Origin of the sequence: Bacteroides sp. 1001136B_160425_E2, assembly GCF_015559655.1 — a bacterium.
Taxonomy (GTDB): Bacteria; Bacteroidota; Bacteroidia; order Bacteroidales; family Bacteroidaceae; genus Bacteroides; species Bacteroides luhongzhouii.
Genome location: NZ_JADMQH010000007.1, coordinates 85,688 through 112,015, shown reverse-complemented (window position 1 = coordinate 112,015; position 26,328 = coordinate 85,688). Strand labels below are relative to the sequence as shown.

Genomic DNA, 26,328 nt, shown 5'->3' with positions numbered 1-26,328 from the left:
CATAGTTAAAAAACACGGTATCAGAGAACAAGAATACCGAATTTAAAGTACTTTTGCAACCGGAAACTAAAGTCTCTAATTTAGTTTCCGGTTTTTCTTCCTTAACCCCCTTATCTATATGGATGAACAGCACACTGGCAACAAACGCATTAAATTAAAAAACAGATATTTAGAAGTATGAAAAGTAGAATTGTTTTATTTGCATTTTGCGTAGCCCTCTTGTCTAGTTGTGGCAATAAGGGTAATGACACAGGAAAGGTTCCTGAATATGCAGTACAAGAGTTACAAAAAACGACTGCTAATTTAACAACTGCCTATCCGGCTACAATTAAAGGTAAACAAGATGTAGAAATCCGCCCCCAAGTATCGGGTTTTATCACGAAACTATGTGTAGACGAAGGTGCAGCTGTCCGTAAAGGACAAGTGTTGTTCATTGTTGACCCTACACAATATGAAGCTTCAGTACGCACAGCAAAAGCTGCCGTTGCTACAGCAGAAGCTGCTGTCCGCACTCAACAAATGACAGTGGACAATAAGCGTGAGCTCAATAAGAAGAACATCATCAGTGACTATGATTTGTCAATGGCAGAAAACTCACTGGCACAGTCACAGGCACAACTGGCACAAGCGAAAGCACAGCTTACCACAGCTCAGCAGAATCTCTCTTTCACCCAAGTGAAGAGCCCTTCCGACGGGGTAATCAATGACATCCCCTATCGTCTGGGTGCACTGGTAAGCCCTTCCATCTCTACTCCAATGACTACTGTTTCTGAAATTGATGAAGTATATGTATATTTCTCCATGACAGAAAAAGAATTGTTGGCCATGACTAAGACCGGAGGTACTATCAAAGAAGAAATCAGCAAAATTCCAGCTATCAAATTACAATTGATAGACGGTACAGAGTACAGCATCGAAGGTAAAGTAGACGCAATTACAGGAGTGATCGACCAGTCAACCGGTTCGGTAAGCATGCGTGCACTTTTCCCGAACAATGAGCATATCTTGCGTAGCGGTGGAACAGCAAACGTGCTGATCCCTTATACCATGGAAAATGTAATCAGCATACCACAATCTGCAACAGTAGAAATCCAGGATAAGAAGTTCGTTTACGTGCTGCAACCGGATAACACCGTAAAATATACGGAAATCGGCATCTTTAACCTGGATAACGGAAAAGAATATCTCGTTACTTCCGGCCTGAATCCGGGAGATAAAATCGTAATTGAAGGAGTACAAAGTCTGAAAGACGGCCAGCACATACAGCCTATCACACCTGCTCAAAAAGAAGCGAACTATCAACAGCATTTGAAAGACCAGCACGATGGTAATTTAGCTACAGCTTTCAATTAATAATTTAGATAATCGTATGAAGTTAGATAAATTTATTAACCGTCCGGTACTATCAACCGTTATTTCTATTTTGATAGTCATCCTGGGTGCTATCGGACTGGCAACACTGCCAATCACCCAATATCCGGACATTGCGCCCCCTACTGTATCGGTAAGGGCCACTTATACGGGTGCCAGTGCATCAACTGTATTGAACTCCGTGATTGCTCCGCTAGAGGAACAAATCAACGGTGTAGAAAATATGATGTATATGACCTCCAACGCATCCAACACCGGTGCCGGTGATATATCCATCTATTTCAAACAGGGGACAGACCCGGATATGGCTGCCGTCAACGTGCAGAACCGTGTTTCTATGGCACAGGGATTACTGCCTGCCGAAGTAACCAAAGTCGGTGTGACAACCCAGAAACGCCAGACTTCCATGCTGGTGGTATTCTCTCTTTACGATGAAACCGATACGTATACAGAAGCATTTATCGAGAACTACGCAAAAATCAACCTGATTCCGCAAGTTCAGCGTGTGCCGGGTGTGGGTGATGCCTCCGTAATGGGACAGGACTACTCCATGCGTATCTGGCTGCGTCCGGACGTGATGGCACAATACAAGCTGGTTCCGGGTGACGTATCCGCAGCATTAGCGGAACAGAACGTGGAAGCTGCCCCGGGACAATTCGGTGAACGCAGTAACCAGACTTTCCAATATACCATCCGTTACAAAGGACGTCTGCAACAGCCGGAAGAGTTCGAAAATATCGTCATCAAGTCTTTGCCCGACGGTGAAGTACTTCGCCTGAATGATATTGCCGAAATCCAACTGGACCGTTTGGGATATAACTTTACCAACCGTGTAAACGGACATAAGGCTGTAACCTGTATCGTTTATCAGATGGCAGGAACAAATGCGACACAAACCATCAGTGACATTCAGGTGTTACTGGATGAAGCGTCCAAATCACTGCCGGCCGGCTTGAAGATAAACGTTTCCATGAATGCCAACGACTTCTTGTTCGCTTCTATCCATGAGGTATTGAAAACATTGATCGAGGCATTTATCCTGGTATTTATCGTAGTATATATCTTCTTACAGGACTTACGTTCTACATTGATTCCGACTATTGCCATCCCGGTAGCTCTTATCGGTACTTTCTTCATTTTGTCTCTGGTAGGCTTCAGCTTGAACTTGCTGACGTTATGTGCGCTTGTGCTCGCCATCGCGATTGTGGTCGATGATGCCATTGTGGTCGTCGAGGGTGTACACGCCAAGCTAGACCAAGGTTACACATCCGCCCGTCTGGCTTCCATCGACGCGATGAATGAGTTGGGTGGTGCTATCGTATCCATTACGCTGGTCATGATGGCTGTGTTCGTTCCGGTAAGTTTCATGGGAGGAACGGCAGGAACATTCTACCGCCAGTTTGGTATGACAATGGCCATCGCCATCGGTCTGTCCGCCCTGAACGCCTTGACATTAAGTCCCGCCTTGTGTGCCGTTCTTCTGAAACCGCATAAGCAGGAAGGTGAAGGTTCCGAAGAGGTTCCTCCATTGAAGGAGCGTATGAAAACAGCCTATAAGGCAGCTCATACAACAATGATAAACAGATATACCGAAGCTATCGGAAAGATGTTGCATCCGGGAATCACACTCACATTCACACTTGTTGTCATCCTCGGTATGATTTTCGGATTCTTCAATATCAACCCGATAGTTACCGCCATCCTCATACTTCTCAGTATCCTGGCACTAATCGGAATGAGCACGAAGAAATTCAAGAACAGTTTCAATGATACCTATGAATCTATCCTGAAACGGTATAAGAAACGCGTACTGTTCTTTATCCAAAAGAAGTGGCTGTCTATGGGACTGGTCGTTGCTTCCATCGTATTGCTTATGTTCTTCATGAATACTACTCCGACAGGTATGGTGCCAAATGAAGATACCGGTACATTGATGGGAGCTGTAACCTTGCCGCCGGGTACGTCACAAGACCGCTCGGAAGAGATTCTGGCACGTGTAGACAGCCTGATTGCCGCTGACCCTGCCGTATCTTCGCGTACACTGATTTCCGGATTCAGTTTCATTGGTGGACAGGGACCGTCCTACGGTTCTTTCATCATCAAACTGAAAGACTGGGATGAACGTTCGATGATACAGAACTCTGACGTTGTGGTGGGCTCCTTATATATGCGTGCACAGAAGATCATCAAGGAAGCACAGGTATTGTTCTTTGCTCCGCCGATGATTCCGGGTTATTCGGCATCTACAGATATTGAGGTGAACATGCAGGATAAGACGGGTGGCGACCTGAACAAGTTCTTCGATGTAGTCAACGACTATACCGCCGCACTGGAAGCCCGTCCTGAAATCAATTCGGCAAAAACGACGTTCAACCCGAATTTCCCGCAATATATGATTGATATCGATGCGGCAGCTTGTAAGAAGGCAGGCATCAGCCCGAGTGACATCCTTACTACCATGCAGGGATATTACGGTGGTCTGTATGCATCCAACTTCAACCGTTTCGGTAAGATGTACCGTGTAATGATTCAGTCGGATCCGTTATCACGCAAGAACCTGGAATCTTTGAAGAATATCAAGGTTCGTAACAATGCCGGTGAAATGGCTCCTATCTCTCAATTCATCACTGTCGATAAGGTATATGGCCCGGACATCATCAGCCGTTTCAACCTCTACACTTCCATGAAAGTGATGGTGGCTCCTGCCAGTGGTTATACATCAGGCCAGGCATTGGCTGCATTGGCGGAAGTAGCCAGCCAGAACCTTCCGACCGGTTACACTTACGAGCTGGGTGGTATGGCACGTGAAGAAGCACAGAGCAGTGGTAGTGCTACCGGATTGATTTTCATCCTCTGTTTCGTATTCGTTTACCTGTTGCTGAGTGCGCAGTACGAAAGTTACATACTTCCGTTGGCCGTGTTGCTGTCCGTTCCGTTCGGTCTGTTAGGCAGCTTCCTGTTTGTGAACGGAGTTAGTGCTATCGGTAATATCTCGATGCTGAAGATGATTCTTGGTACGATGTCCAACAATATCTATATGCAGATTGCGTTAATCATGTTGATGGGTCTGTTGGCGAAGAACGCCATCCTGATTGTAGAGTTCGCCCTCGACCGTCGTAAGATGGGTATGAGCATCACATGGGCAGCCGTATTGGGTGCCGGTGCCCGTCTCCGTCCGATCTTGATGACCTCCCTGGCGATGGTAGTCGGTCTGCTTCCGTTGATGTTTGCCTTCGGTGTAGGTGCTCATGGTAACCGTACACTGGGTACTGCTTCTATCGGTGGTATGTTAATCGGTATGATTTGCCAGATTTTCATCGTTCCTGTCTTGTTTGTTATCTTCCAGTATCTGCAAGAAAAAGTGAAACCGATGGAATGGGAAGATATCGACAATACAGATGCCGTAACAGAGATTGAACAATACGCTAAATAATGAAATTCGATATGAAGAAACAGATTCTATATATGTTGTGTGCAACTGCTCTCCTGAGCAGCTGCCACATCTATAAGTCGTATGACAGACCCGAAGACATTACTACTTCCGGCCTGTATCGCGATCCGGTAGCGGAGAATGATACGCTGACTTCGGATACAACCAACTTCGGTAATCTGCCGTGGAGAGAAGTCTTCACCGACCCACAACTCCAGTCTCTCATCGAAGCGGGACTGAACCAAAATACTGACCTCTTGTCCGCTGCACAGAATGTAAAAGCGGCAGAAGCGTCCCTGATGTCAGCTCGTCTGGCTTATGCCCCGTCACTAGGATTGTCTCCGCAGGGAACTATCAGCAGCTTCGACAAGAACGCAGCTACCAAAACTTACTCACTGCCTGTTACAGCTAGCTGGCAGGTCGATTTATTCGGTCAGTTGCTAAACTCTAAACGAAATGCGCAAGTTACACTGAAGCAAATGAAAGCTTACCGCCAGGCAGTACAAACACAAGTTGTCTCTAACATCGCCAATATGTATTATACATTAATGATGTTGGACCGCCAACTGGAAATAACCAAAGCCACGGCTGAAATTCTGAAACAGAATGCCGAGACAATGGAAGCAATGAAAAACTCTGCTATGTACAATATCAATTCGGCAGGCGTAGAACAGAGCAAAGCTGCTTATGCGCAAGTACTTGCCACTATTCCGGACATTGAACAAAGCATCCGTGAGACAGAAAATGCCCTGTCCACTTTCCTCGGAGAAGCTCCCCATGCCATCAAACGTGGTGTATTGGAAGCACAAGTACTTCCGACGGAACTTTCCGCAGGGATACCCATTCAATTGCTATCCAACCGTCCGGACGTGAAAGCAGCCGAAATGTCACTGGCAAGCTGCTATTACAATACAAATTCGGCACGTGCTGCATTCTATCCGCAAATCACGCTCAGCGGCTCTGCCGGATGGACAAACAGTGCCGGAAGTGCGATTATAAATCCGGGTAAGTTGTTAGCTTCTGCCATTGGTTCACTTACGCAGCCTCTATTCTACCGGGGTCAGAACATAGCCCGGCTGAAAGCTGCAAAAGCACAAGAAGAACAAGCTAAACTTTCCTTCCAGCAAACACTTTTAAACGCCGGAAGCGAAGTCAGCAATGCGCTAAGTTTGTACCAAAAAACCTGTGAAAAAGTAGAATCCCGCCAAATGCAGGTAGAATCTGCTAAAAAAGCTTCGGAAGATACAAAAGAATTGTTTAACTTAGGGACCTCAACCTACCTGGAAGTACTATCGGCACAACAGTCTTACCTGAGCGCACAAATCTCTCAGGTTTCCGATTGCTTCGATCAGATGCAGGCCGTAGTAAGCCTTTACCAGGCATTGGGTGGTGGAAGAGAAGAATAACTTTAAACATATACTATTATGATTAGTCCGTTAGCTTACGTAGACCCCGAAGCAAAGCTGGGTAAGAATGTAACAGTTCAGCCTTTTGCCTACATTGAAAAGAATGTAGAAATCGGGGATGACTGCGTCATCATGTCTTACGCTAGTATCTTGCAAGGTACTAAAATGGGAAAAGGAAACAAGGTACATCAGAATGCTGTTCTCGGAGCGGAACCACAAGATTTCCACTATACTGGAGAAAAAAGCAGCCTGATTATCGGAGATAATAACGATATTCGTGAGAATGTAGTAATCAGCCGCGCTACATTTGCCGGCAATGCTACCAAAATCGGAAACGGAAACTATCTGATGGACAAGGTACATCTTTGCCATGACGTACAAATCAGCAATAACTGTGTGGTAGGTATCGGCACCACTATTGCAGGAGAATGTACATTGGATGACTGCGTTATTCTAAGTGGAAACGTTACCCTACATCAATATTGTCACATAGGAAGTTGGACACTGGTACAAAGCGGATGCCGTATATCTAAAGATGTACCTCCATACGTTATCATGTCAGGAAATCCGGTGGCATATCACGGTGTGAACGCCGTAGTTCTTTCCCAACATCATAATACATCGGAAAGAATCCTTCGTCACATCGCTAATGCATACCGTTTGATTTATCAGGGTAATTTCAGCATTCAAGATGCCGTACAGAAGATTATTGATCAAGTTCCTATGAGTGAAGAAATCGAGAATATTGTCAATTTCGTAAAGAGCTCGGAAAGAGGTATTGTGAAATAAACAAAATGACTTATATAGAAAGAAAGGGTGATGCTCAAAGAAAAGCGTCACCCTTCTTTTTTATAGACGGATGACGCAATAGATAATATTTTTATAAATGGACGAAACTTCAGTGATTCAGCGTCACTAGTGATTCATCTTCAAATCCAGAAATTCAATTCATCATTCAAATTCCAAAGTACCGAAGAAATCGGGGCGGTGGAAATCCGGTTGGTCAATCTCTATCGGATTCCATGAAAGGAAATGAGGAGTCTGCAACTCATCACCACACTTATAGAAATTAGCTTTTATCTCCTTTTCATCGAGTGATTCAATCTGATGCTTAAAGAATACAGCATACGGAATGATGAGAGCAACTTCCCAGTCTGTCTCCTCGACACGTTCCGCAAAAGGCTGATTACCCAGACTAGACCAACGTTGCACAAGAGCAGTCACTTCTTTCGGCGCATGTTCCCGGTTGTTACGAACTGGGCCGGCACCCACCAGAATAGTTCCGATGCAATTACATTCTATATTATAATAGATCCCGTCGCCTGCAGGTATAGAAAAGAATTCTACACAGGAATCAGTCCATACAGAACCGTTATCTTCACCGTACTTGGCACGTACACTCTCCTCTTTCACTTTAAAGTGTAGCAAAATTGAGTTCTGCGTGTGAGCAATGCGAAAGTTCACTTTGGGTTTGTATGGATATTCAGCCCAATTGACACAGTGAATCGGCTGAAAATCTATTTTTTCTTCATCGAATAATTTAGGAAGCGAACAAGCCTCCACGTTAGCCGCACTAATTTTCTTTACTTTCATATATCTTTCGTTTGAATGATACAAATATAGTTACTTTCTTCTAATAAGATTCACTGAAATCAAATAAAAACAATATATTTGCATAGATGTAAACACCTTAAAATACAAATTAGTGAGAAAAGTAATTCTTTTATTTCTGCTATTTTTAAGCGTAACCGCAGTCCGCACACAAGGTCAAAACATCACTTTTAGCCATTTGACCACGGACGATGGGCTTTCCCAGTTCTCTGTTAATAGCCTTTATATTGACGAACAAGGGATTATATGGATCGGCACGCGTGAAGGACTTAACCGATATAACGGTAACGATATCAAAAGTTTCAAACTTAAGAAAAATGATCCGAACAGTCTGTTCAGCAATACAGTGCTGCGCATCACCGGAAACAAAAACGGAAAAGTATACTTGCTTTGCACTGATGGAGTAGCAGAGTTCGATCTGACTACGCAAAAATTCAAAACATTACTGCAAGGGAATGTGGATGCTATTTACTTCAATGAAAAATTATATATCAGCAAAAGAGAAGAAATTTTTGTATATAATGAAAGCACGGGTAACTTCGATCTCTACTATCATCTTGCCGGAAAAAACATCACCCTCTCCTGCCTCCACTTGGACGAAAAGAAAAACCTTTGGATGGGGACTACCAATAGTGGCCTTTATTGCTTGTCGGAAGATAAAACAAAAATCTCACAACCTGTTACAAGAGGTAATATTGCCAGTATATATGAAGATTCTGCCAAAGAGTTATGGATAGGCAGTTGGGAAGAAGGACTCTACCATATAAAGAGAGACGGAAACATCGAAAACTTTCGCCACGATTCGAAAAACGCGAATAGTCTCTGCTCTGATTTTGTAAGAAGCTGTTGTGAAGACAACACAGGCAACCTGTGGATAGGAACATTTCACGGTCTGAACCGGTATGACAAAAGCACAGGCAAATTCTATCTATATACTGCCAATAATGACAGACCCGACGGACTCACCCACTCTTCCATCTGGTGTATCGTAAAAGATGAGCAAGGAACAATCTGGTTGGGTACTTACTTCGGAGGTGTTAATTATTTCAACCCGGAATACGAAATTTATACTCGTTACAAAACTGGAGATACAGAGAAAGAAGGTCTAAGTAGTCCGATCATCGGCAGAATGACAGAAGATAAGAACGGGAACCTGTGGATTTGTACCGAAGGCGGTGGTGTGAATGTGTACGACCGGAAGAATAACACCTATCGGTGGTATCGCCATGAAGAAGGCAAGAACAGTATTTCCCATAATAATGTAAAAGCAATCTATTATGACCGGGATCATGAGATTATGTGGATAGGCACCCACTTGGGAGGCCTGAATAAGCTCGACCTGCACACTAATCGTTTCACAGCCTACCGAATGAAAGCAGGGGATCCAACATCGCTGCCTTCAGATATTGTCCGGGACATTGTACCATATAAAGACAAGCTGGTTGTTGCTACACAGAACGGTGTCTGCCTTTTCGATCCAATAACAGGTACTTGCCAACAACTTTTTAAAGAGACGAAAGAAGGAAGAGGCATTGGCATGGTAGCCAGTCTTTGCATTGATAAAGACGGCACATTGTGGATTGCAGCTACCGGGGAGGGCGTTTATTCTTACCGGTTCGACAGCGGTAAACTCACTAATTATCCGCACAATCCTGCCAATCCAAACAGTCTTAGCAACAACAATATCAACAGCATCATGCAGGATAGTAACGGTAATCTGTGGTTCTGCACCTCCGGAAGCGGCCTCGACCGTTACCGTAAAGCAAGTGATGACTTTGAAAACTTCGATGTACAGAAAGATGGTTTATCCAGCGACTGTATCTACGAAGTTTGCGAATCATCCATACAGAAAGGAGACTTACTGCTGATTACCAATCAAGGATTCTCACAGTTCGACTATCCAAGCAAGACATTCTATAATTATGGTACGGAAAATGGGTTCCCGCTGACCGCCGTTAATGAAAACGCACTATTTGTGACACATGACGGAGAAGTATTCCTTGGCGGTATTCAGGGAATGATTTCTTTCTGGGAGAAGAAATTACACTTCACCCCAAAATCATATAATATCATTCTTTCCTGTCTGTTTGTCAATGGAAAAGAAGTAATTCCGGGAGATGAAAGCGGCATCCTTGAACAATCGATCTGCCACACTCCGGAAATTAGCCTGAAAGCAAATCAATCGATGTTTAGCATCGAATATGCCACTTCCAACTTCATCCATGCCAACAGAGATGAGATTCTCTATCGCCTGGAGGGTTTCTCAGACGAATGGAACCATACTTACCGGAAACAAACGCTGATTACTTATACAAACCTGAATCCAGGTAAATATACCCTTGTCATCAAATCACAGAGGGAAGGAATAAAAGAGGCCAGATTGCTGATTATTATACTCCCTTCGTGGTATGAGACATGGTGGGCTTACCTGATTTATACCATTGTAACTATCAGTCTGTTATGGTATCTTATTCAGAACTATAATTCGCGCATCAAACTCCGTGAGTCTTTAAAATACGAAAAGAAACATATTGAAGACCTTGAAGCTTTGAACCAGTCAAAACTTCGTTTCTTCACTAACATCTCACACGAGTTCCGCACACCATTAACGCTGATCGTAGGACAAGTAGAAACATTGTTGCAAGTGCAGACATTTACGCCTAACATATATAATAAGGTGTTGGGAATCTACAAGAACAGTCTCCAATTGCGGGAACTGATTACGGAACTGCTCGATTTCCGAAAACAGGAACAAGGTCACATGAAGATCAAAGTAAGCCAGCATAACCTGGTAAACTTCCTGTATGAGAACTACCTGCTATTCCTCGAATATGCCAGCAGTAAACAAATCAACTTCAAGTTCAATAAGCAGAAGGATGACATTGAAGTATGGTATGACCAAAAGCAGATGCAGAAAGTGATAAACAATTTATTATCAAACGCAGTAAAACATACCAAAGCTGAAGATACAATTTCGATTAACGTATCGCAGGAAGATGATCACGCCATTATTGAAATAAAAGATACCGGTACAGGTATTGCTGCTGCCGAGATTGATAAGATATTCGACCGCTTTTATCAGACTGAGCATCTCAACTCATTGAATACCGGAGCTGGCACTGGAATCGGTTTGGCACTGACGAAAGGTATTGTAGAACTTCATCACGGCACAATCCGGGTGGAAAGTGAACCGGGTAAAGGAAGCAGTTTCATTATCACCCTTAAATTTGGCAATAATCACTTTACAGAAGAGCAAATAGCGAAGGATGATACGGAAACCATCCAACAAACAGAAGAGATTGTTCCTTCAGTAGAGATAATCTCTGATTCGGAATGGAAAGAAGAAGACAACAAACGTATCGAGGACGCCAAAATGTTGATAGTGGAAGACAATGAATCTATCAAACAGATGCTAGTCGGTATTTTCGAAACATTCTATCAGGTCAGTACAGCTTCTGACGGAGTAGAAGCACTAGAAATGATACAGAAGGATATGCCGAGCATCATTTTAAGTGATGTTGTGATGCCACGTATGTCAGGTACGGAACTTTGCAAACAGATCAAGACGGACTTTAACACCTGCCATATTCCGGTAGTATTACTAACTGCACGCACTGCTATAGAGCATAATATCGAAGGATTGAAGATCGGTGCGGATGATTATATCACGAAACCGTTTAATACCAATCTTCTAATTTCCCGTTGCAATAATCTAGTTAACTCCCGACGGCTATTGCAAGAGAAGTTCAGCAAACAGCCGCAGGCTTTTGCTCAAATGTTGGCTACCAACCCGATGGATAAAGAGATGCTCGACCGTGCAATGGCTATTATCGAACGCCATCTGGACAATACGGATTTCAACGTTAACATCTTCGCCCGTGAAATGGGTATGGCACGTACAAACTTATTCACCAAACTGAAAGCAGTCACAGGCCAGACCCCGAATGATTTCATTCTAAGCATACGTCTCAAAAAAGGCGCTGTTATGTTAAGGAATAATCCGGAGCTGAATATCACGGAGATCTCTGACCGGATTGGGTTCTCCTCCTCCCGCTATTTCAGTAAATGTTTCAAAGAGATTTATCACGTCAGTCCGCTGGCTTATCGTAAAGGAGAAGAGAGCGAAGAAAGAGACGAAGAAAAAGCTGATTAGCAAGCAATTGCACAAGTTGTCTTGCAAAATAATCTTATATTATTAGGCACGGACCACACGGATTTCACGGTTTTAAAACGATGAGCATGAAAACAACAACGTTAATCCGTGTAATCCGTGCCTAAATTTATTATATAAACGAATACGGGATGATACAACACTAACCATATACTTTCCAAATCAGAGGAATGATCGTTTCTTACCCCGGACATCTTAGCCCGAATAAAGAAGGAACTTCTTAAGTGTACTATTTTGTACTTCACTTGTACATTCCTACTCATTCTTTTTCTTCCAATCACTTATCTTTGTGTTCATTACATTATTTCCTAAAACTTTCAGCATTATGAAAAACGTCCCGCGTCTACTTCCCCTATTGTCCGGCATCGTCACGCTGTCAGGATGCAATTATGCACCCCAAAAGAGCAATGGGCAGAATAGCCAAAAGCCTAACATTATTTATATATTTGCAGATGATCTCGGCATTGGTGATTTAAGTTGTTATGGAGCAACGAAAGTGAGCACCCCCAACATTGACCGGTTGGCAGGACAAGGAGTACAATTCACCAATGCTTATGCAACTTCTGCCACCAGCACCCCTTCCCGTTTCGGACTCCTGACAGGTATGTATCCCTGGAGACAGGAAAACACAGGAATCGCTCCCGGTAACTCCGAACTCATTATCGACACTACCTGCGTCACCATGGCAAATATGCTGAAAGATGCAGGATACGTAACCGGTGCAGTAGGTAAATGGCATCTGGGACTCGGTCCGAAGGGTGGAACCGACTTTAACAACCGGATTACCCCTAACGCACAAAGTATTGGTTTTGACTACGAATTTATTATTCCGGCTACTGTAGACCGTGTACCCTGTGTATTTGTAGAAAACGGACATGTCGTAGGACTTGACCCCAATGACCCTATCACCGTAAGCTACGACCATAAAGTCGGCAATTGGCCTACGGGGGAAGAGAATCCGGAACTCGTAACCTTGAAACCCAGCCAAGGACACAACAATACAATTATCAACGGCATCCCCCGCATTGGATGGATGACTGGCGGGAAGTCTGCCCTTTGGAAGGATGAAGACATAGCCGATGTTATTGCTAATAAAGCAAAGAACTTTATCGCATCCCATCAGGAAAAACCCTTCTTTTTATATATGGGTACGCAAGACGTACACGTACCACGAATCCCCCATCCACGTTTTGCCGGCAAAAGCGGACTAGGCACCCGTGGTGATGTCATCCTGCAACTGGACTGGACCATCGGTAAAATCATGCATACGCTGGACAGTCTCCACATTGCAGACAATACCATACTGATTTTTACCAGCGACAACGGTCCTGTCATAGACGACGGCTATCAAGACCAAGCCTACGAACTTCTAAACGGACATACGCCGATGGGGATTTACCGTGGTGGAAAATACAGTGCTTATGAAGCCGGTACACGTGTCCCGTTTATCGTTCGCTGGCCAGCCCAGATAAAGCCGAACAAACAGCAAGCACTTTTTTCCCAGATAGATGTGTACGCGTCACTCGCTTTGCTTCTGAACCAACCTTTACGTAAAGGAGCCGCTCCTGACAGTCAGGAACATTTGAATGTGCTCCTAGGCAAAAATAATACAGATCGTGAGTATGTCGTTCAGCAAAATCTCAATAATACGCTTGCCATTATTAAAGGTCAATGGAAATACATCGAGCCGAGTGACAGCCCTGCTATCGAATACTGGACAGGAATGGAGTTAGGCAACGACAAACAGCCTCAACTTTACGATTTATCCTCCGATCCATCGGAGAAAACCAATGTCGCAAAGCAACATTCCGACATAGTGAAAGAGTTATCCGAATTACTGAAATCCGTAAAAGAGAAATAGATATATGAGAACAGAAAAATTGTATGATTTTGCACCAATCTTGAATAATTCTATCCATATAAGAAGATTCAATCCGTCTATCTTTGCAAACGTAGATTCAATAAATCACTTAATTTTTAATATATGAAAAAACATTTATCCACTCAAACTAGAAAAAGGATGCTTTCCTCCATCGGACTGATCCTGTTTTCTGTTTCTTTTGTACTTGCACAGGTACTTGTTAAAGGTACAGTGAAGGATAACTTAGGAGAAGGAGTGCCGGGAGCCAGTGTTCAGGTAAAGGGTACTTCGCAAGGAACAATCACTGACCTTGACGGTAAATTTGCTTTTAACGTGCCCAATAAGAATTCGATATTGGTTATTTCTTTCATTGGTTATGTCACTGTAGAAATGAAGGTGGACACTCAAAAGCCAATGGTCATCACATTAAAGGAAGACACAAAGACGCTGGACGAAGTAGTAGTAGTCGGCTATCAGGAAATACGCAAGAAGGATCTGACGGGTTCTGTTGCCAAAGCCAGTATGGCAGAACTGCTTAGCACTCCAACTGCTTCTTTCGGCGAGACATTGGGCGGACGTATTGCCGGTGTCAATGTAAGTTCGGGCGAAGGTATGCCGGGCGGACAGATGAACATCGTCATCCGTGGTAACAACTCATTGACACAAGACAACTCTCCTCTTTATGTCATTGACGGTTTCCCGGTAGAAGACCCTTCCATAGCCGCAGCCATCAATCAGAACGATATTGAGTCACTCGATTTCCTGAAGGATGCCTCTGCTACCGCTATCTACGGTGCTCGTGGTGCCAATGGTGTCGTAATGATTACAACCAAGAAAGGAACAATCGGTCAGCCTAAAATTAAATATGACGGAAGTTTCGGTATTCAGCATATCACCAAAACGATTCCGATGATGGATGCATACGAGTTCGTTAAACTGCAGGCAGAACGTAGTCCCAAAGATATGGAAACTACCTACTTCATGAATTATGACGGTAAGAAATGGGGACTGGAAGATTATAGGAATATCCCGCAATATAACTGGCAGGATGAGATCTTCCGCAGCGCATGGATGCAAAGCCACAATGTCAGCCTGACCGGTGGTTCGGAAGGAGTTCGCTACAACGCTTCTTTATCTTATTATGACCAGGACGGTATCTTGTTGGAATCAAACTACAAACGTGTACAAGGCCGTATGGGTACTACCATCCAAAAGAAGAAACTGAAAATCTATCTGACAACCAACTATTCAAGCACTACAACCACCGGTGGTTCTCCTTCCCAGAACTCATACAGTGGTATGAATAACCTGTTCTATAGTGTATGGGGATACCGCCCCGTGACCGAACCGGACAGACCATTAAACTCGTTGATGGATAACATCATGGACGACGCGATAAACAATACCAACGACTATCGTTTCAATCCTATCATGTCCTTGAAAAACGAATATCGAAAGACGTATGCGAACTATATTCAGTTCAACGGATTTGCAGAATATGAATTTATCAAAGGATTGAAGTTGAAAGTTTCCGGCGGTTACACATTCGATACCCGCAAAGGGGAAACATTCAACAACTCGAAGACCCGTTATGGTAATCCGAAATCATCCGATAAGGTAAATGCAGAAATCTACCATTCTCAACGTGCAACATGGTTGAACGAAAATATTCTGACCTATCAGACCAATATCAAACGGAAGCATTTCTTTAATAGCATGGTAGGTGTAACCCTGCAGAATTCCGACTATGAATACTATTCATACAAAACGGTACAGATTCCGAACGAAGCACTCGGCATGGCGGGAATGAGTGAAGGAACTCCCAGTACGACTAAATCATTAAAGAGTTCTTGGTCTATGCTTTCTTTCCTGGGACGTTTGAACTATAACTATAAATCATTGTATTATGCAACGGTTTCTTTCCGTTCCGACGGTTCTTCCAAGTTCCGTGGTGATAACCGTTTCGGCTACTTCCCTTCCGGTTCATTGGCATGGGGATTCATGGAGGAAGATTTTATGAAACCATTGAAGTCTGTTGTTTCTTCAGGTAAATTAAGAGCAAGCTGGGGATTGACTGGTAACAACCGTGTAGGCGAGTATGATACGTATGCTTTATATCAGATATTGAAGGATAAAGTCGGAGACTTTATTTCGATCGGTAGCCTCCCCAGTGGCGTATATCCGTTCGAAAACAGTCTGACAAGTGTAGGTACAGTGCCCACTTCCTTAAGAAACAGAAAACTGAAATGGGAAACGACCGAACAATGGAACTTGGGGCTGGATTTGGGCTTTCTGGACGAGCGCATCGGATTAACTGTAGACTGGTATCGTAAAACGACTCGTGATTTATTGCTGAATACTGCGCTTCCCACCTCTTCCGGTTATTTCAGTGCCATGAAGAATGTAGGAAAGGTACGCAACCAAGGTATCGAGTTCACATTGAACACAACTAATATCAAGAACCGTAATTTCTCATGGACTACTAACTTTAATATCGCATTCAATAAGAACAAAGTATTAGAATTGGCCGAAGACCAATCCTCTCTGTTGAGTGCAGCCAAATTTGACCAGAACTATAACTCCCAATACAGCTATATTGCCAAAGTGGGTTATCCGATGGGAATGATGTACGGATTCATCTATGAAGGTACATACAAATATGAAGATTTCGATAAAGCGGGTGATACATATACACTGAAACGCAATGTTCCGTATTTCTCTTCCGAGAGTAATACACAACCAGGTATGCCGAAATACGCAGACTTGAATGGCGACGGTATCATCGACGACAACGACCGTACTATGATCGGTAACGGTATGCCGAAGCATACAGGCGGATTCACCAACAACTTCGAATACAAAGGATTCGACTTGAGTGTTTTCTTCCAATGGTCATACGGAAACGATGTTTTGAATGCCAACCGCTTGTTCTTCGAGAACAGCAATAAAACACGTGACTTGAACCAATACGCAAGTTATGCAGACCGTTGGACACCGGAAAATCCGGAAAGTAATATTCCGAGAGCTACCGACTCCGGTTCCAACAAAGTGTTCTCTACACGTATTATTGAAGATGGTTCTTTCCTTCGTCTGAAGACCGTATCTTTGGGATATACACTGCCAAAACAACTGACCAAGAAATGGAAGATAGACAATGCACGTGTATTCGTTGCCGGTCAGAATCTATGGACATGTACAGGATATTCCGGTTATGACCCGGAAGTATCTATCCGCGAAGGCGCACTGACTCCGGGACTGGACTTCTCCGCTTATCCGAGAGCCTACTCTATCAGTTTTGGTATAAACTTAGGTTTTTAATCAATCATCCTTCAAACAATTACGTATATGAAAACAATAAAAATAATCATCATATCACTTCTTGTCGGACTTAACCTGACTTCCTGCGATTTCCTGGAAAAAGACCCGACATACACCACTCCTGAAAACTTTTTCAAAAATGAAGCGGACGCTACCTCTTGGCTAACAGGAACCTATGCCATTCTGGGACAAAGTTCCTTCTACGGAAATGAATTCTTATACCTTGTAGGAGGTGACGATCTGGGGCACTATGGTGGTGCCAACCGCGGACCTAACAAAAGCGGGTTGATCTGTAACAATGCCAATACAAGTGATCCGGCCGTTGCAGCATTGTGGTACACACTATACTCCGGCATCAACAGAGCCAATATTTTCCTGGAAAATATTGATGCAGTGCCCGATATGAACGACGATACCCGCAAGCAGTACAAAGCTGAAGCCCGCTTTTTACGCGCATTCTATTATTTCACTTTAGTAGAATGTTGGGGTGATGTACCTTTCAAGACTAATTCTACAGAAGATGCTTATAACCTCTCTATTCCGCGCACGGACAAACAGACAATTTATGATTTTATCATTAAAGAGATGTATGGTTCTGCTGAGGATCTCAAATCTGCTCAAGATTTGAACTATTTGCCGGGACGTGTTTCCAAATCGGCAGCTTGGGGAATGTTGGCGCGTGTATATATGTTCAGAGCCGGCGAACCTAAACGTGACAAAGAAGTGGGTTTGGCCAACAATACGACTAGTGCCGAGATTACAGAATATTTCAAAAAAGCAAGTTACTATGCACAGTTAGTCAAGAATGAAGGTCATTCACTGACTGCCAAATATTGGGATTTCTTTATCGACATTTGCTCTGATAAGTATAACACAGCTCTCAATAAGGATGGTGCCAAAGCTAATGAAAGTATTTGGGAAGTAGAATTTGCAGGTAACCGTTCAACGGATGTACGTGCAGAAGGTAGAATCGGTAATATCATTGGTATTCAGGGTAAAGATCTTTCTTCCAAAGCATCCATCACCGGTAAAGGTGACCCGGGTTATGCATACGCTTTTATCTGGAATACTCCTAAACTGCTCGAATTGTATGAAGCAAACGGTGACATTGACCGTTGCAACTGGAACATCGCTCCATTCACTTACACCCAGTCAGCAGGGGAAGGTACCCCGGTAGACGGTCGTGAATTTGTAAAGGGAAAAAGAGATGAAGTGAAACAACAATACTGGGACAAATCCTTCAGCTATGGTGAAACAGAGCCGGGTTCTACTTACGGTGATCGTGAATCGAAGAACGATGCCAATAAGAACCGCAACAGAGCTGCCGCCAAATATCGTAGAGAATATGAAGCTGACAAGAAGAGCAAAAACGATACTTCCATCAACTTCCCTCTTCTCCGTTACTCTGACATTCTGCTAATGATTGCAGAGGCAGAGAATGAGGTCAACCATGGTCCTAATGATCTGGCTTATGAATGTATCAACGCAGTAAGAGAGCGTGCAGGAATCAACAAGCTTGCTGCAAATCTGGATGAAACCAACTTCCGGAAGGCTATCAAAGACGAACGTGCTATGGAACTCTGCTTCGAATATACACGCCGTTTCGACCTGATCCGTTGGGGAGACTATTACAAACTGATGCAGGAACAAGTGGACAAGGCACAGGCTGACGAATCCTGGAAATTCGGAATCAATGTATATACTTACTTCAATATTCCGAAGTCTTACAATTATTTCCCGATTCCTGCCAATGAAATAGGATCAAACGGTGCTATCAAGACGAATAATCCGGGTTGGTAATTCTCTTAATAACTTTAAAAAGAAAAGGACATGAAAACAATATATAAAAGTTTGATGACTATCGCTTTTGCCGGACTATCCCTGGCTTCATGCGACAAGGAATTAAAAGAAGAAACAGCAATGGAAGTGGGTGTGGTGACAGACAGCAATGTCAGCTTCGATGGCAAAACTGTGACTGTAAAGAAAGGAAGCCCTGTAACGTTCAGCTTTGATGGTGACCCTGATTTTATAACATTCTTCAGTGGAGAAATAGGCCATGAATACAAACATCGGGACAGAATTGAAATGCAACCGGAAGACGTAGAAAAATGTGAAATCAATTTCTCTATATTATATGACTATGGCAATGCGAAAACCATCGAAGGCTCTACTCACATATTAATATCCGATCGATTTGGAGGAATTAGTGGCAACAACGTGGAAAAAGACAAAGAAGCTGTTACTAACTGTGACTGGACGGAACTTGTCAGCCAGGAAGATCTCCCCAAAGCAACTAAAGTTACTAAAGACTATTCTTGCCCTTTGACTTCTTACTTGGGCAAGGAAATCAGCATTGCTTTCCGCCTGAATCCCCTTGACAACAGCGCTACAATGCCTGTTATACATATTAAAGGTTTACAGCTTAATTTAGAGTTCAACAACGGGAAATCAACTACAATCAATGCAAAAAATTTTGAGTTCTCAGCCTTGAATGTAACCTATAATTTGGATGACCTTTCAAAAAACAGTTCTCATCTTAACAAACTGAAGGAAGCATTAGGAAACAAAAATCTCACACTTGAAGAAATGAAAAATGCTGAATATGCAGACAAGATAGCATATACCACAGTGGATGGTAATATTCCTTATTTCTGGAGAATTAGCCAACCAAACGATTTCGTAACCAGCGGGGGCAGCAAAGACTATACCAAAGGAGATACTTGGCTTATTTCTACCCCGGTTCTCCTCAATGGTTCCTGCGATCCTGACGCCGGTGTAGCCATCAAGAATATCTCGCAATCATTAGAGATATACTCACATACCTACGAGGAGGCCGGAACATACACCGCTACCTTCGTAGCCAACAATGCAAACTACGTCCATCAAGGTGGTCAAGTAGTACGTGAACTGACTATAAACGTTGTAGAATAATAGTATATCCCCCAATTTTTCTAACCTTCAATCATAGAAAACGTTTATAAAAATCAGACTTTAATCAATTTAACATTAAAAAGAGAGGGTCCGCGAGGTTCCTCTCTTTTACTTTTTCCATATCTTCATTCTTCACAGAGAAATATTTTTCTTTATTCAACTGGCGTATAAATCAACATTTATATATAAGTTTGCACAAAAATAAAAACAATGCAAAAGACTCTTCCTATTCATTTTGCCCCATTACAAGGTTACACCGACGTAATTTACCGTAATGCTCATGCTGCCTGCTTTGGAGGTATAGACACTTATTACACTCCATTTGTACGACTCGAAAAAGGCAGCTTCCGCCATAGAGACATCCGGGGAATCGAACCCGGGAATAATCAGGTTTCGCATCTGATTCCCCAGCTGATAGCCCCTTCTACTGAAAAGGCTGAGAAGATTTTATCCCTATTCATTGAAAAGGGATATAAGGAAGCCGACATTAATATGGGATGTCCTTTTCCCATATTAACCAAACGCCACAATGGTTCCGGCATTCTTCCTTATCCGGAAGAAGTGAAGGAATTGCTCAATCTTGTTTTGAAGTATCCGGAAATCAGCTTTTCAATAAAGATGAGATTAGGATGGGAAAATCCGGATGAATGTCTTCACTTGGCACCTATCATCAACGACTTACCTTTGCGGCAAGTAACCATGCATCCCCGATTAGGGAAACAGCAATATAAAGGGGAAGTAAACCTGGAGGGATTCTCCGCCTTCCAGGAGGTATGCAAGCATCCGCTTATCTATAACGGAGACATTCATTCTTTAGAGGATATCCAACGTATCCAGAAACAATTTCCGGCATTGGCAGGCATTATGATTGGGCGGGGACTGCTTGCCAATCCGGCTCTGGCTTTGGAGTATAAAGAGAATCGAATCTTAACCGCCGATGAAATGAGGGAAAAACTTCATTCGATGCATACATCTGTATACACTCAATATGCAGAACAGTTGGAAGGAGGAGACGAACAGCTTCTAAACAAGATGAAAACTTTCTGGGAATATCTGACGCCACAAGCAGACAGAAAATTACTGAAAGCAATTCATAAAAGCGGAAGTCTCAATAAATATAATCAGGCGATTCTAGCCTTTTTTAATCAACGATAAACTGATAAACCGGTAATTTTATGTAATTTTGCGCCCGTTTATAAACAAGCACATTATGAAAAAATACATTCTATTATTTCTTTGTCTGATAACTGTATCAGGCAGTTTCGCACAAATGCAGGATTTCAAGTTCAAATTCTACGGACAAATTCGTACTGATTTCTATTACAATAGTCGTGCCAATGAAGAGACCGTAGACGGGTTGTTCTATATGTACCCGAAAGATAAGGTACGTGATCCGGACGGGAATGATTTGAACTCAACTCCTAACAGTAACTTCTATACCTTGTATTCACGTCTCGGAGTAGACGTTGCCGGTCCGAAGCTGGGAACAGCCAAGACATCTGCCAAAGTAGAGGTCGACTTCCGTGGTACAGGGACTTCTTATTCGGTCATTAGACTCCGCCATGCTTATTTGAATCTGGATTGGGGAAAATCGGCTGTATTGCTCGGGCAAACTTGGCATCCGTTATTTGGAGATGTATCGCCGCAGATTCTTAATCTTTCCGTAGGAGCACCGTTCCAACCTTTCAGCCGTGCGCCACAAATTCGTTATCGCTATACAAACAAAAATTTCCAACTTACCGGAGCAGCAGTGTGGCAATCACAATACACCTCACAAGGTATCAATCCTGACAAACCGAAAGAGAGCAAAAAAAGTCATGAATACCTGAAAAATGGTTGCATTCCGGAGATATATGTAGGAGCTGACTACAAGAAAGACGGTTTATTGGCAGGTGTCGGCATTGAATTGTTATCATTAAAGCCACGCACAAATGCCTTGGGAGCAAACGGAGATAAATATAAAATAGACGAACGCATAACCACCCTTTCTTACGAGGCCCATGCGAAATACACCCATAAAGCCTGGTTCATTGCCGCAAAAAGTGTATTGGGTTCCAATCTTACACAAGCTTCCGGATTAGGCGGATTCGGCATTAAGTCAGTCAACGAGCACACCGGAGAACAGAAATATACTCCAATACGTTTCTCCAGCTCTTGGTTGAATGTTGTCTACGGACAGAAATGGAAACCTGGTATTTTTGTAGGATATGCTAAAAATCTGGGAACAAGCGATGCACTATATGCCCCGAACGGAACTGACGCTCAAGTGTATGGAACGGGAACAAACCTCGACCAGTTAGTAACAGCAGGCGCTGAACTGACCTACAATGTTCCCCATTGGAAATTCGGATTGGAATATACCTTAAGCTCTGCATGGTATGGTTCACTTAATGCCTCCAATGGAAAAATCAGAGATACTCATGCCGTATGCAACAACCGTATTGTTGCTGTTGCCATGTTTATGTTCTAACCCTCTACACTAATATTTTGATTATATATCTGTCACCTGTCACCGATCACTGCCTAATAATTTGATTATAAACGATTAACATTGTGACAGCAATCGGTGACAGCATTGTGACAGCAATATTGCTGTCACTGGAAATAAAGGCAAGACGGCATCGCGGAGACGCTTACAAACAGACTAACTACACTTCATAAACCGGAGACATTCATTCCAAGAGTTCAAGCAGTTATATTTATTTCATTAATATACAACCTTTGTTTCAAGGCACGTAACTTTTGTTTTCCTTACTTGAAACTAAAGTTTCATACGCTTGAAACCAAAGTTTCTCCTTATAGAAACTAAAGTTTCCGCGGCTGGAAACAACAGTTTCAAAGCTTTGAAACTATTGTTTCTACAAAGGCAAACAGGATATCTCCTAACTGTATAACTCTTATTTCTTCAGCTCCACTTCAAAGCTAGCGCCATCCTTGCAACTGAATCGTAAGATTGTTTGCTTTTCATTAGAAGAGACGACTTTACAAAACGGAGTTTCTTCCACATTCCATTGGCCTTTTAGGGTCACAGTCACCGGTATTTCACTGCTTTCATTATTAATCCACGGACGAGAGTAGATACTACGTTCAATCCGCTTTCCGTCTTTGTCAAACGCTTCATCACTTGGGCCGCGATACAAAGCCAAATCAGGTTGTGCCACCGTCAGCTTAATCTTATCAGCAGATTCTTTATGAGTCATAACCAGACAGGAAGTATCCACACGTTGCAACAGACCACCCGGCAACGTTGTTTCAGGAGTTTCAAACAATACATAAGAAACAATCTGTTCGGAAGCGGACTCTACAATATGTGCCTTCCGATCTTGCTGCAATACTTTATAAGTTGGCTTTTTCGCAAACTTCTTCATCGCGGTTTCATTCGTTTGAGGCAAAACAGCATATTCATACCTTCCGTTTTTCGGCGCCTTTCCATGATCTACTACCAAAGAAACCCAATCACCTTTTGTTTCCTTTCCCGTATTCTGCATTCGCGAATATTGAGGAAAGTTTTTCTCAAACCGAATGGCAGTCGGAACATAATAACCTGTCCCCAAATGATCTACCCAAACTTTCTTATCTCCCTGATAATTTTTCCAATAGTCATGTCCCGCCTTATCAGTGACTGCCAATTGGAAGATAGTCGTTTCAGTTGGAAACTCCGTATTTGTATTTTCGATATCCGATCCAAGGCAGACAATCATTCCATTGATGAAATGGTAAGATTTACGTGCCCGGTGCGATCCGTTATACTTGTCGTGTTCGTGCAACTTCATTCCGAAGTTACCATTCATCTTCTGTTGAGACAACCCGCCTGCAAAAGCTTCATCAGAATAAAGCATCTCTTCCATTCCTGAATAACGGTCTACATTGAGCACTTTAGCCTGCAATTGTTCCAATGGCAAATGAATAGATGTGACTCCCGGGATACGGTTCCAGTCAAAACCTTCCTGCTGCCAGCCACTAGTGACCGGAGTCACTGTCTGCCCCAGTGCAGCAGTCAATATCTGCAAACTGCCGTGTGCCAGGTAGCGACCATATAAATTCGCTCCCAAATAATGTTCAGCCGCCCATAAATAACGGGAATGTCCACGGGCCACGGCAGACCAGTTACCACGACGTTGAACAGAGACACAACCATAGCCCATTGCTATATTCCCCTGCGGGTCCGGTTCCGGACGGAAGCCTTTCTCTATCAGAAGTTTTGCCACCTTGCGTTCTTCAGCATTTGACACTTTGGGCATATATTCGGGAGCATCATTCTCAACGCCTGAATCGGAAATCAAACGAAGGTAAGAAGAAGCCATTTCACTATCATATTCCACCTTTCCATCGGGTGAACCGGCTAGGGCCATCATGGCAAAATGCATAGGAACCAGTTTTCCTTTTCCATCCGGATGACGACCGGACATAGAAAGAGGGAAGTTCAGTTTATTGCAATAAAAGCGCATGGTCAGTAATACATTCTTCACCGTTTCATGAGCCAATTTGGAAACTGCGAATTCCGTCCGGCTAAGAAGATAAATCATGTTTGTTGCTCCATCCAGTCCGCCTACGGCATAAGCCGGATAATTATTGCGGTGATGGAAAGCACCTCCGTCCACTTTAAATGAACCGGACAACCCCAGTGCAGGACGACAACCATAGTCAATCCAACGAGAGAAAGACCGTAAATATTGCAGTTTCTCCGGTGTATCTTCCATCATTAGAATACTGGCAATACGCCCTGTGGTCTGTGTATTGAAAGAGTCCATATCAATTCCGTTGACTTCCGGTTTGGGATACACTTCGTTAGTAATCGCATACCAGCGTAATGTCCGTTCGGCTTCTTGAAGTTTGCCGGCTTCTCTAAGCACATCTTTCATCAAGAAATATGCCAGGTACAGACCGCGAACACTATACCCGTAATGATGGATATTTCCCCAACAACTACCATAGGCCACGCCCTGATCGGTTATGTGATCGTACATGGCTAAAAACTTCTTCTTCATTTCTTCCCGAATCACCGGTTTCGCCGTACTATTATTATATGTAACAGCTATTTTTTTCATCAGATCGAAGTAAGCACGCATTTCCACACCCATCTTAGTGAGCATATCCTTGTTCCAATCCGGAATGATTCGCTCATAAGCTTCCGCAGCACGTACCATATAGACAGGTACTCCCGAAACCTGACCGTTTTTGTAAGTGATCTGATAGAAATCATATTTCTTACGAATATTCTCAACCTCTTTATCTGTGATCTTGCCTTTCGTATAGATCATATCACGAAAACGTTTCTCTAACAGTTGCATTTCTTCCCGTTGCTTGTCGCCCACAAGAGTTAGTTCAATATCCGGTTTTAAAAGAGAATGTTTATAAATCACCAGCCAATGACTAGTCGTTCCTTTATTAACAAAAGGTACCTGCAAATCGGCTGTTTGTTGACGTGCGTCTACTTTAGTAGATGTAATTAAATGGTCGATGAAAAGGCGTCCTTTTGAATTTGGAGCTACAATACGAAGTTCATTCATCCCTTCCTCCGGTGTGCCTTGCATATCCCTCTCATAGCAGACCCATGCGGCACGCCAGCCAGTGAAATTGATACCAAAAGGAAAAGAAGTACATTTTTTACCGTCTTTCAGAAACTCAAATTCGATGGTTGCATCTTGGGGTTCTTCATTGTAAACCCACACAATAAAAGCCGAAAGGAATAAGTCTTTGCCAGTCGGATCTTTCTTTTCAAACTTCAAGTCTTTTTTAAGTTCCAATACACCACCAGGCTCAAATGTCCATTCCAACGAATGTTTTCCGTCTTTATAATGCACATCGGATACTGACAGTTGAGAATGAGTGCCGGATATACAATCCGGGATTTGTGGTTCTTCAAAAGAAAACATCCGCTCGTCTGTTACGACTTGCGCATGAAGGAATGTTGAACACAAAAGAGAAAATAGAGTTGTCACTCCTAATTTAATAAAAGCTTGTTTCATCATGGATATATCGTCTTATTAGGTTTTCCAATATATAAGTCAGAGAGTAGTCACTTTAAAATCCGTAAATAGTAGATGGTTCTGTAAGAGACGAAGCCCGAAATGTCCATCACCTGCAAGGCATGGGATGCATCTTCTATCTTCCATTGTTGCGCAAACGCATTTTCGTGTTGTGCAAACAGCACTACACTACTCAAAAGAAATAAAGTAATCAAACTGTAGCTAATAATAAATCGCTTCGTCATTACGGTATTAGTTTA

The 26,328-nt window shown here is 43.0% G+C and carries 14 protein-coding genes; 11 read left to right on the top strand and 3 right to left on the bottom strand.

Annotated elements, in window-relative coordinates; genetic code table 11:
- Nucleotides 1–177: 177 nt before the first annotated feature.
- From I2I04_RS08665 to lpxA, 4 genes are read left to right on the top strand one after another with little or no spacing between them, the layout of a single operon-like run.
- The gene (locus tag I2I04_RS08665; protein ID WP_195470030.1) at nt 178–1,353 is read left to right on the top strand and encodes an efflux RND transporter periplasmic adaptor subunit; all 1,176 of its coding nucleotides are present in this window, start codon (nt 178–180) and stop codon (nt 1,351–1,353) included.
- A gap of 16 nt (nt 1,354–1,369) precedes the next feature.
- Nucleotides 1,370–4,804: an efflux RND transporter permease subunit gene (locus tag I2I04_RS08660; RefSeq protein ID WP_143256728.1), complete on the top strand. Its 3,435-nt coding sequence runs from the start codon at nt 1,370–1,372 to the stop codon at nt 4,802–4,804.
- 11 nt (nt 4,805–4,815) lie between these two features.
- The gene (locus I2I04_RS08655; RefSeq protein ID WP_195654814.1) at nt 4,816–6,207 is read left to right on the top strand and encodes an efflux transporter outer membrane subunit; all 1,392 of its coding nucleotides are present in this window, start codon (nt 4,816–4,818) and stop codon (nt 6,205–6,207) included.
- Nucleotides 6,208–6,225: 18 nt separating this feature from the next.
- On the top strand, nt 6,226–6,996 hold the full coding sequence (gene lpxA, locus I2I04_RS08650) for an acyl-ACP--UDP-N-acetylglucosamine O-acyltransferase (RefSeq protein WP_143256726.1): 771 nt from the start codon (nt 6,226–6,228) through the stop codon (nt 6,994–6,996).
- Between the two features lie 162 nt (nt 6,997–7,158).
- On the opposite strand, the gene I2I04_RS08645 is transcribed toward lpxA, so the two are convergent.
- A complete protein-coding gene (locus I2I04_RS08645; RefSeq protein ID WP_143256725.1) occupies nt 7,159–7,800 on the bottom strand; it encodes a carbohydrate-binding family 9-like protein in 642 nt (213 codons plus the stop codon).
- A gap of 112 nt (nt 7,801–7,912) precedes the next feature.
- Here I2I04_RS08645 and I2I04_RS08640 point away from each other — a divergent pair, with 112 nt between their 5' ends.
- From I2I04_RS08640 to I2I04_RS08610, 7 genes are all read left to right on the top strand, one after another.
- The gene (locus I2I04_RS08640; protein ID WP_195654813.1) at nt 7,913–11,971 is read left to right on the top strand and encodes a two-component regulator propeller domain-containing protein; all 4,059 of its coding nucleotides are present in this window, start codon (nt 7,913–7,915) and stop codon (nt 11,969–11,971) included.
- Nucleotides 11,972–12,314: 343 nt separating this feature from the next.
- Nucleotides 12,315–13,850, top strand: coding sequence for a sulfatase family protein (locus I2I04_RS08635; RefSeq protein WP_195654812.1), 1,536 nt, complete (start codon nt 12,315–12,317; stop codon nt 13,848–13,850).
- Between the two features lie 159 nt (nt 13,851–14,009).
- On the top strand, nt 14,010–17,168 hold the full coding sequence (locus I2I04_RS08630; RefSeq protein WP_195470173.1) for a SusC/RagA family TonB-linked outer membrane protein: 3,159 nt from the start codon (nt 14,010–14,012) through the stop codon (nt 17,166–17,168).
- 27 nt (nt 17,169–17,195) lie between these two features.
- On the top strand, nt 17,196–18,968 hold the full coding sequence (locus I2I04_RS08625) for a RagB/SusD family nutrient uptake outer membrane protein (RefSeq protein WP_143256707.1): 1,773 nt from the start codon (nt 17,196–17,198) through the stop codon (nt 18,966–18,968).
- 30 nt (nt 18,969–18,998) lie between these two features.
- Entirely contained in the window at nt 18,999–20,099 is a 1,101-nt protein-coding gene (locus I2I04_RS08620; RefSeq protein WP_195654811.1) for a DUF5017 domain-containing protein, read from the top strand.
- Between the two features lie 210 nt (nt 20,100–20,309).
- Nucleotides 20,310–21,254, top strand: coding sequence for a tRNA-dihydrouridine synthase family protein (locus I2I04_RS08615; RefSeq protein WP_195654810.1), 945 nt, complete (start codon nt 20,310–20,312; stop codon nt 21,252–21,254).
- Nucleotides 21,255–21,309: 55 nt separating this feature from the next.
- Nucleotides 21,310–22,569, top strand: coding sequence for a DcaP family trimeric outer membrane transporter (locus tag I2I04_RS08610; protein ID WP_195654809.1), 1,260 nt, complete (start codon nt 21,310–21,312; stop codon nt 22,567–22,569).
- Between the two features lie 427 nt (nt 22,570–22,996).
- Here the strand turns inward: I2I04_RS08610 and I2I04_RS08605 are convergent, their stop codons facing one another.
- Both I2I04_RS08605 and I2I04_RS08600 read right to left on the bottom strand, forming a co-directional pair.
- A complete protein-coding gene (locus I2I04_RS08605; RefSeq protein WP_195654808.1) occupies nt 22,997–26,071 on the bottom strand; it encodes a chondroitinase family polysaccharide lyase in 3,075 nt (1,024 codons plus the stop codon).
- A 47-nt stretch (nt 26,072–26,118) separates the two neighbouring features.
- The gene (locus tag I2I04_RS08600; RefSeq protein ID WP_143256704.1) at nt 26,119–26,313 is read right to left on the bottom strand and encodes a hypothetical protein; all 195 of its coding nucleotides are present in this window, start codon (nt 26,311–26,313) and stop codon (nt 26,119–26,121) included.
- Nucleotides 26,314–26,328 lie beyond the last annotated feature (15 nt).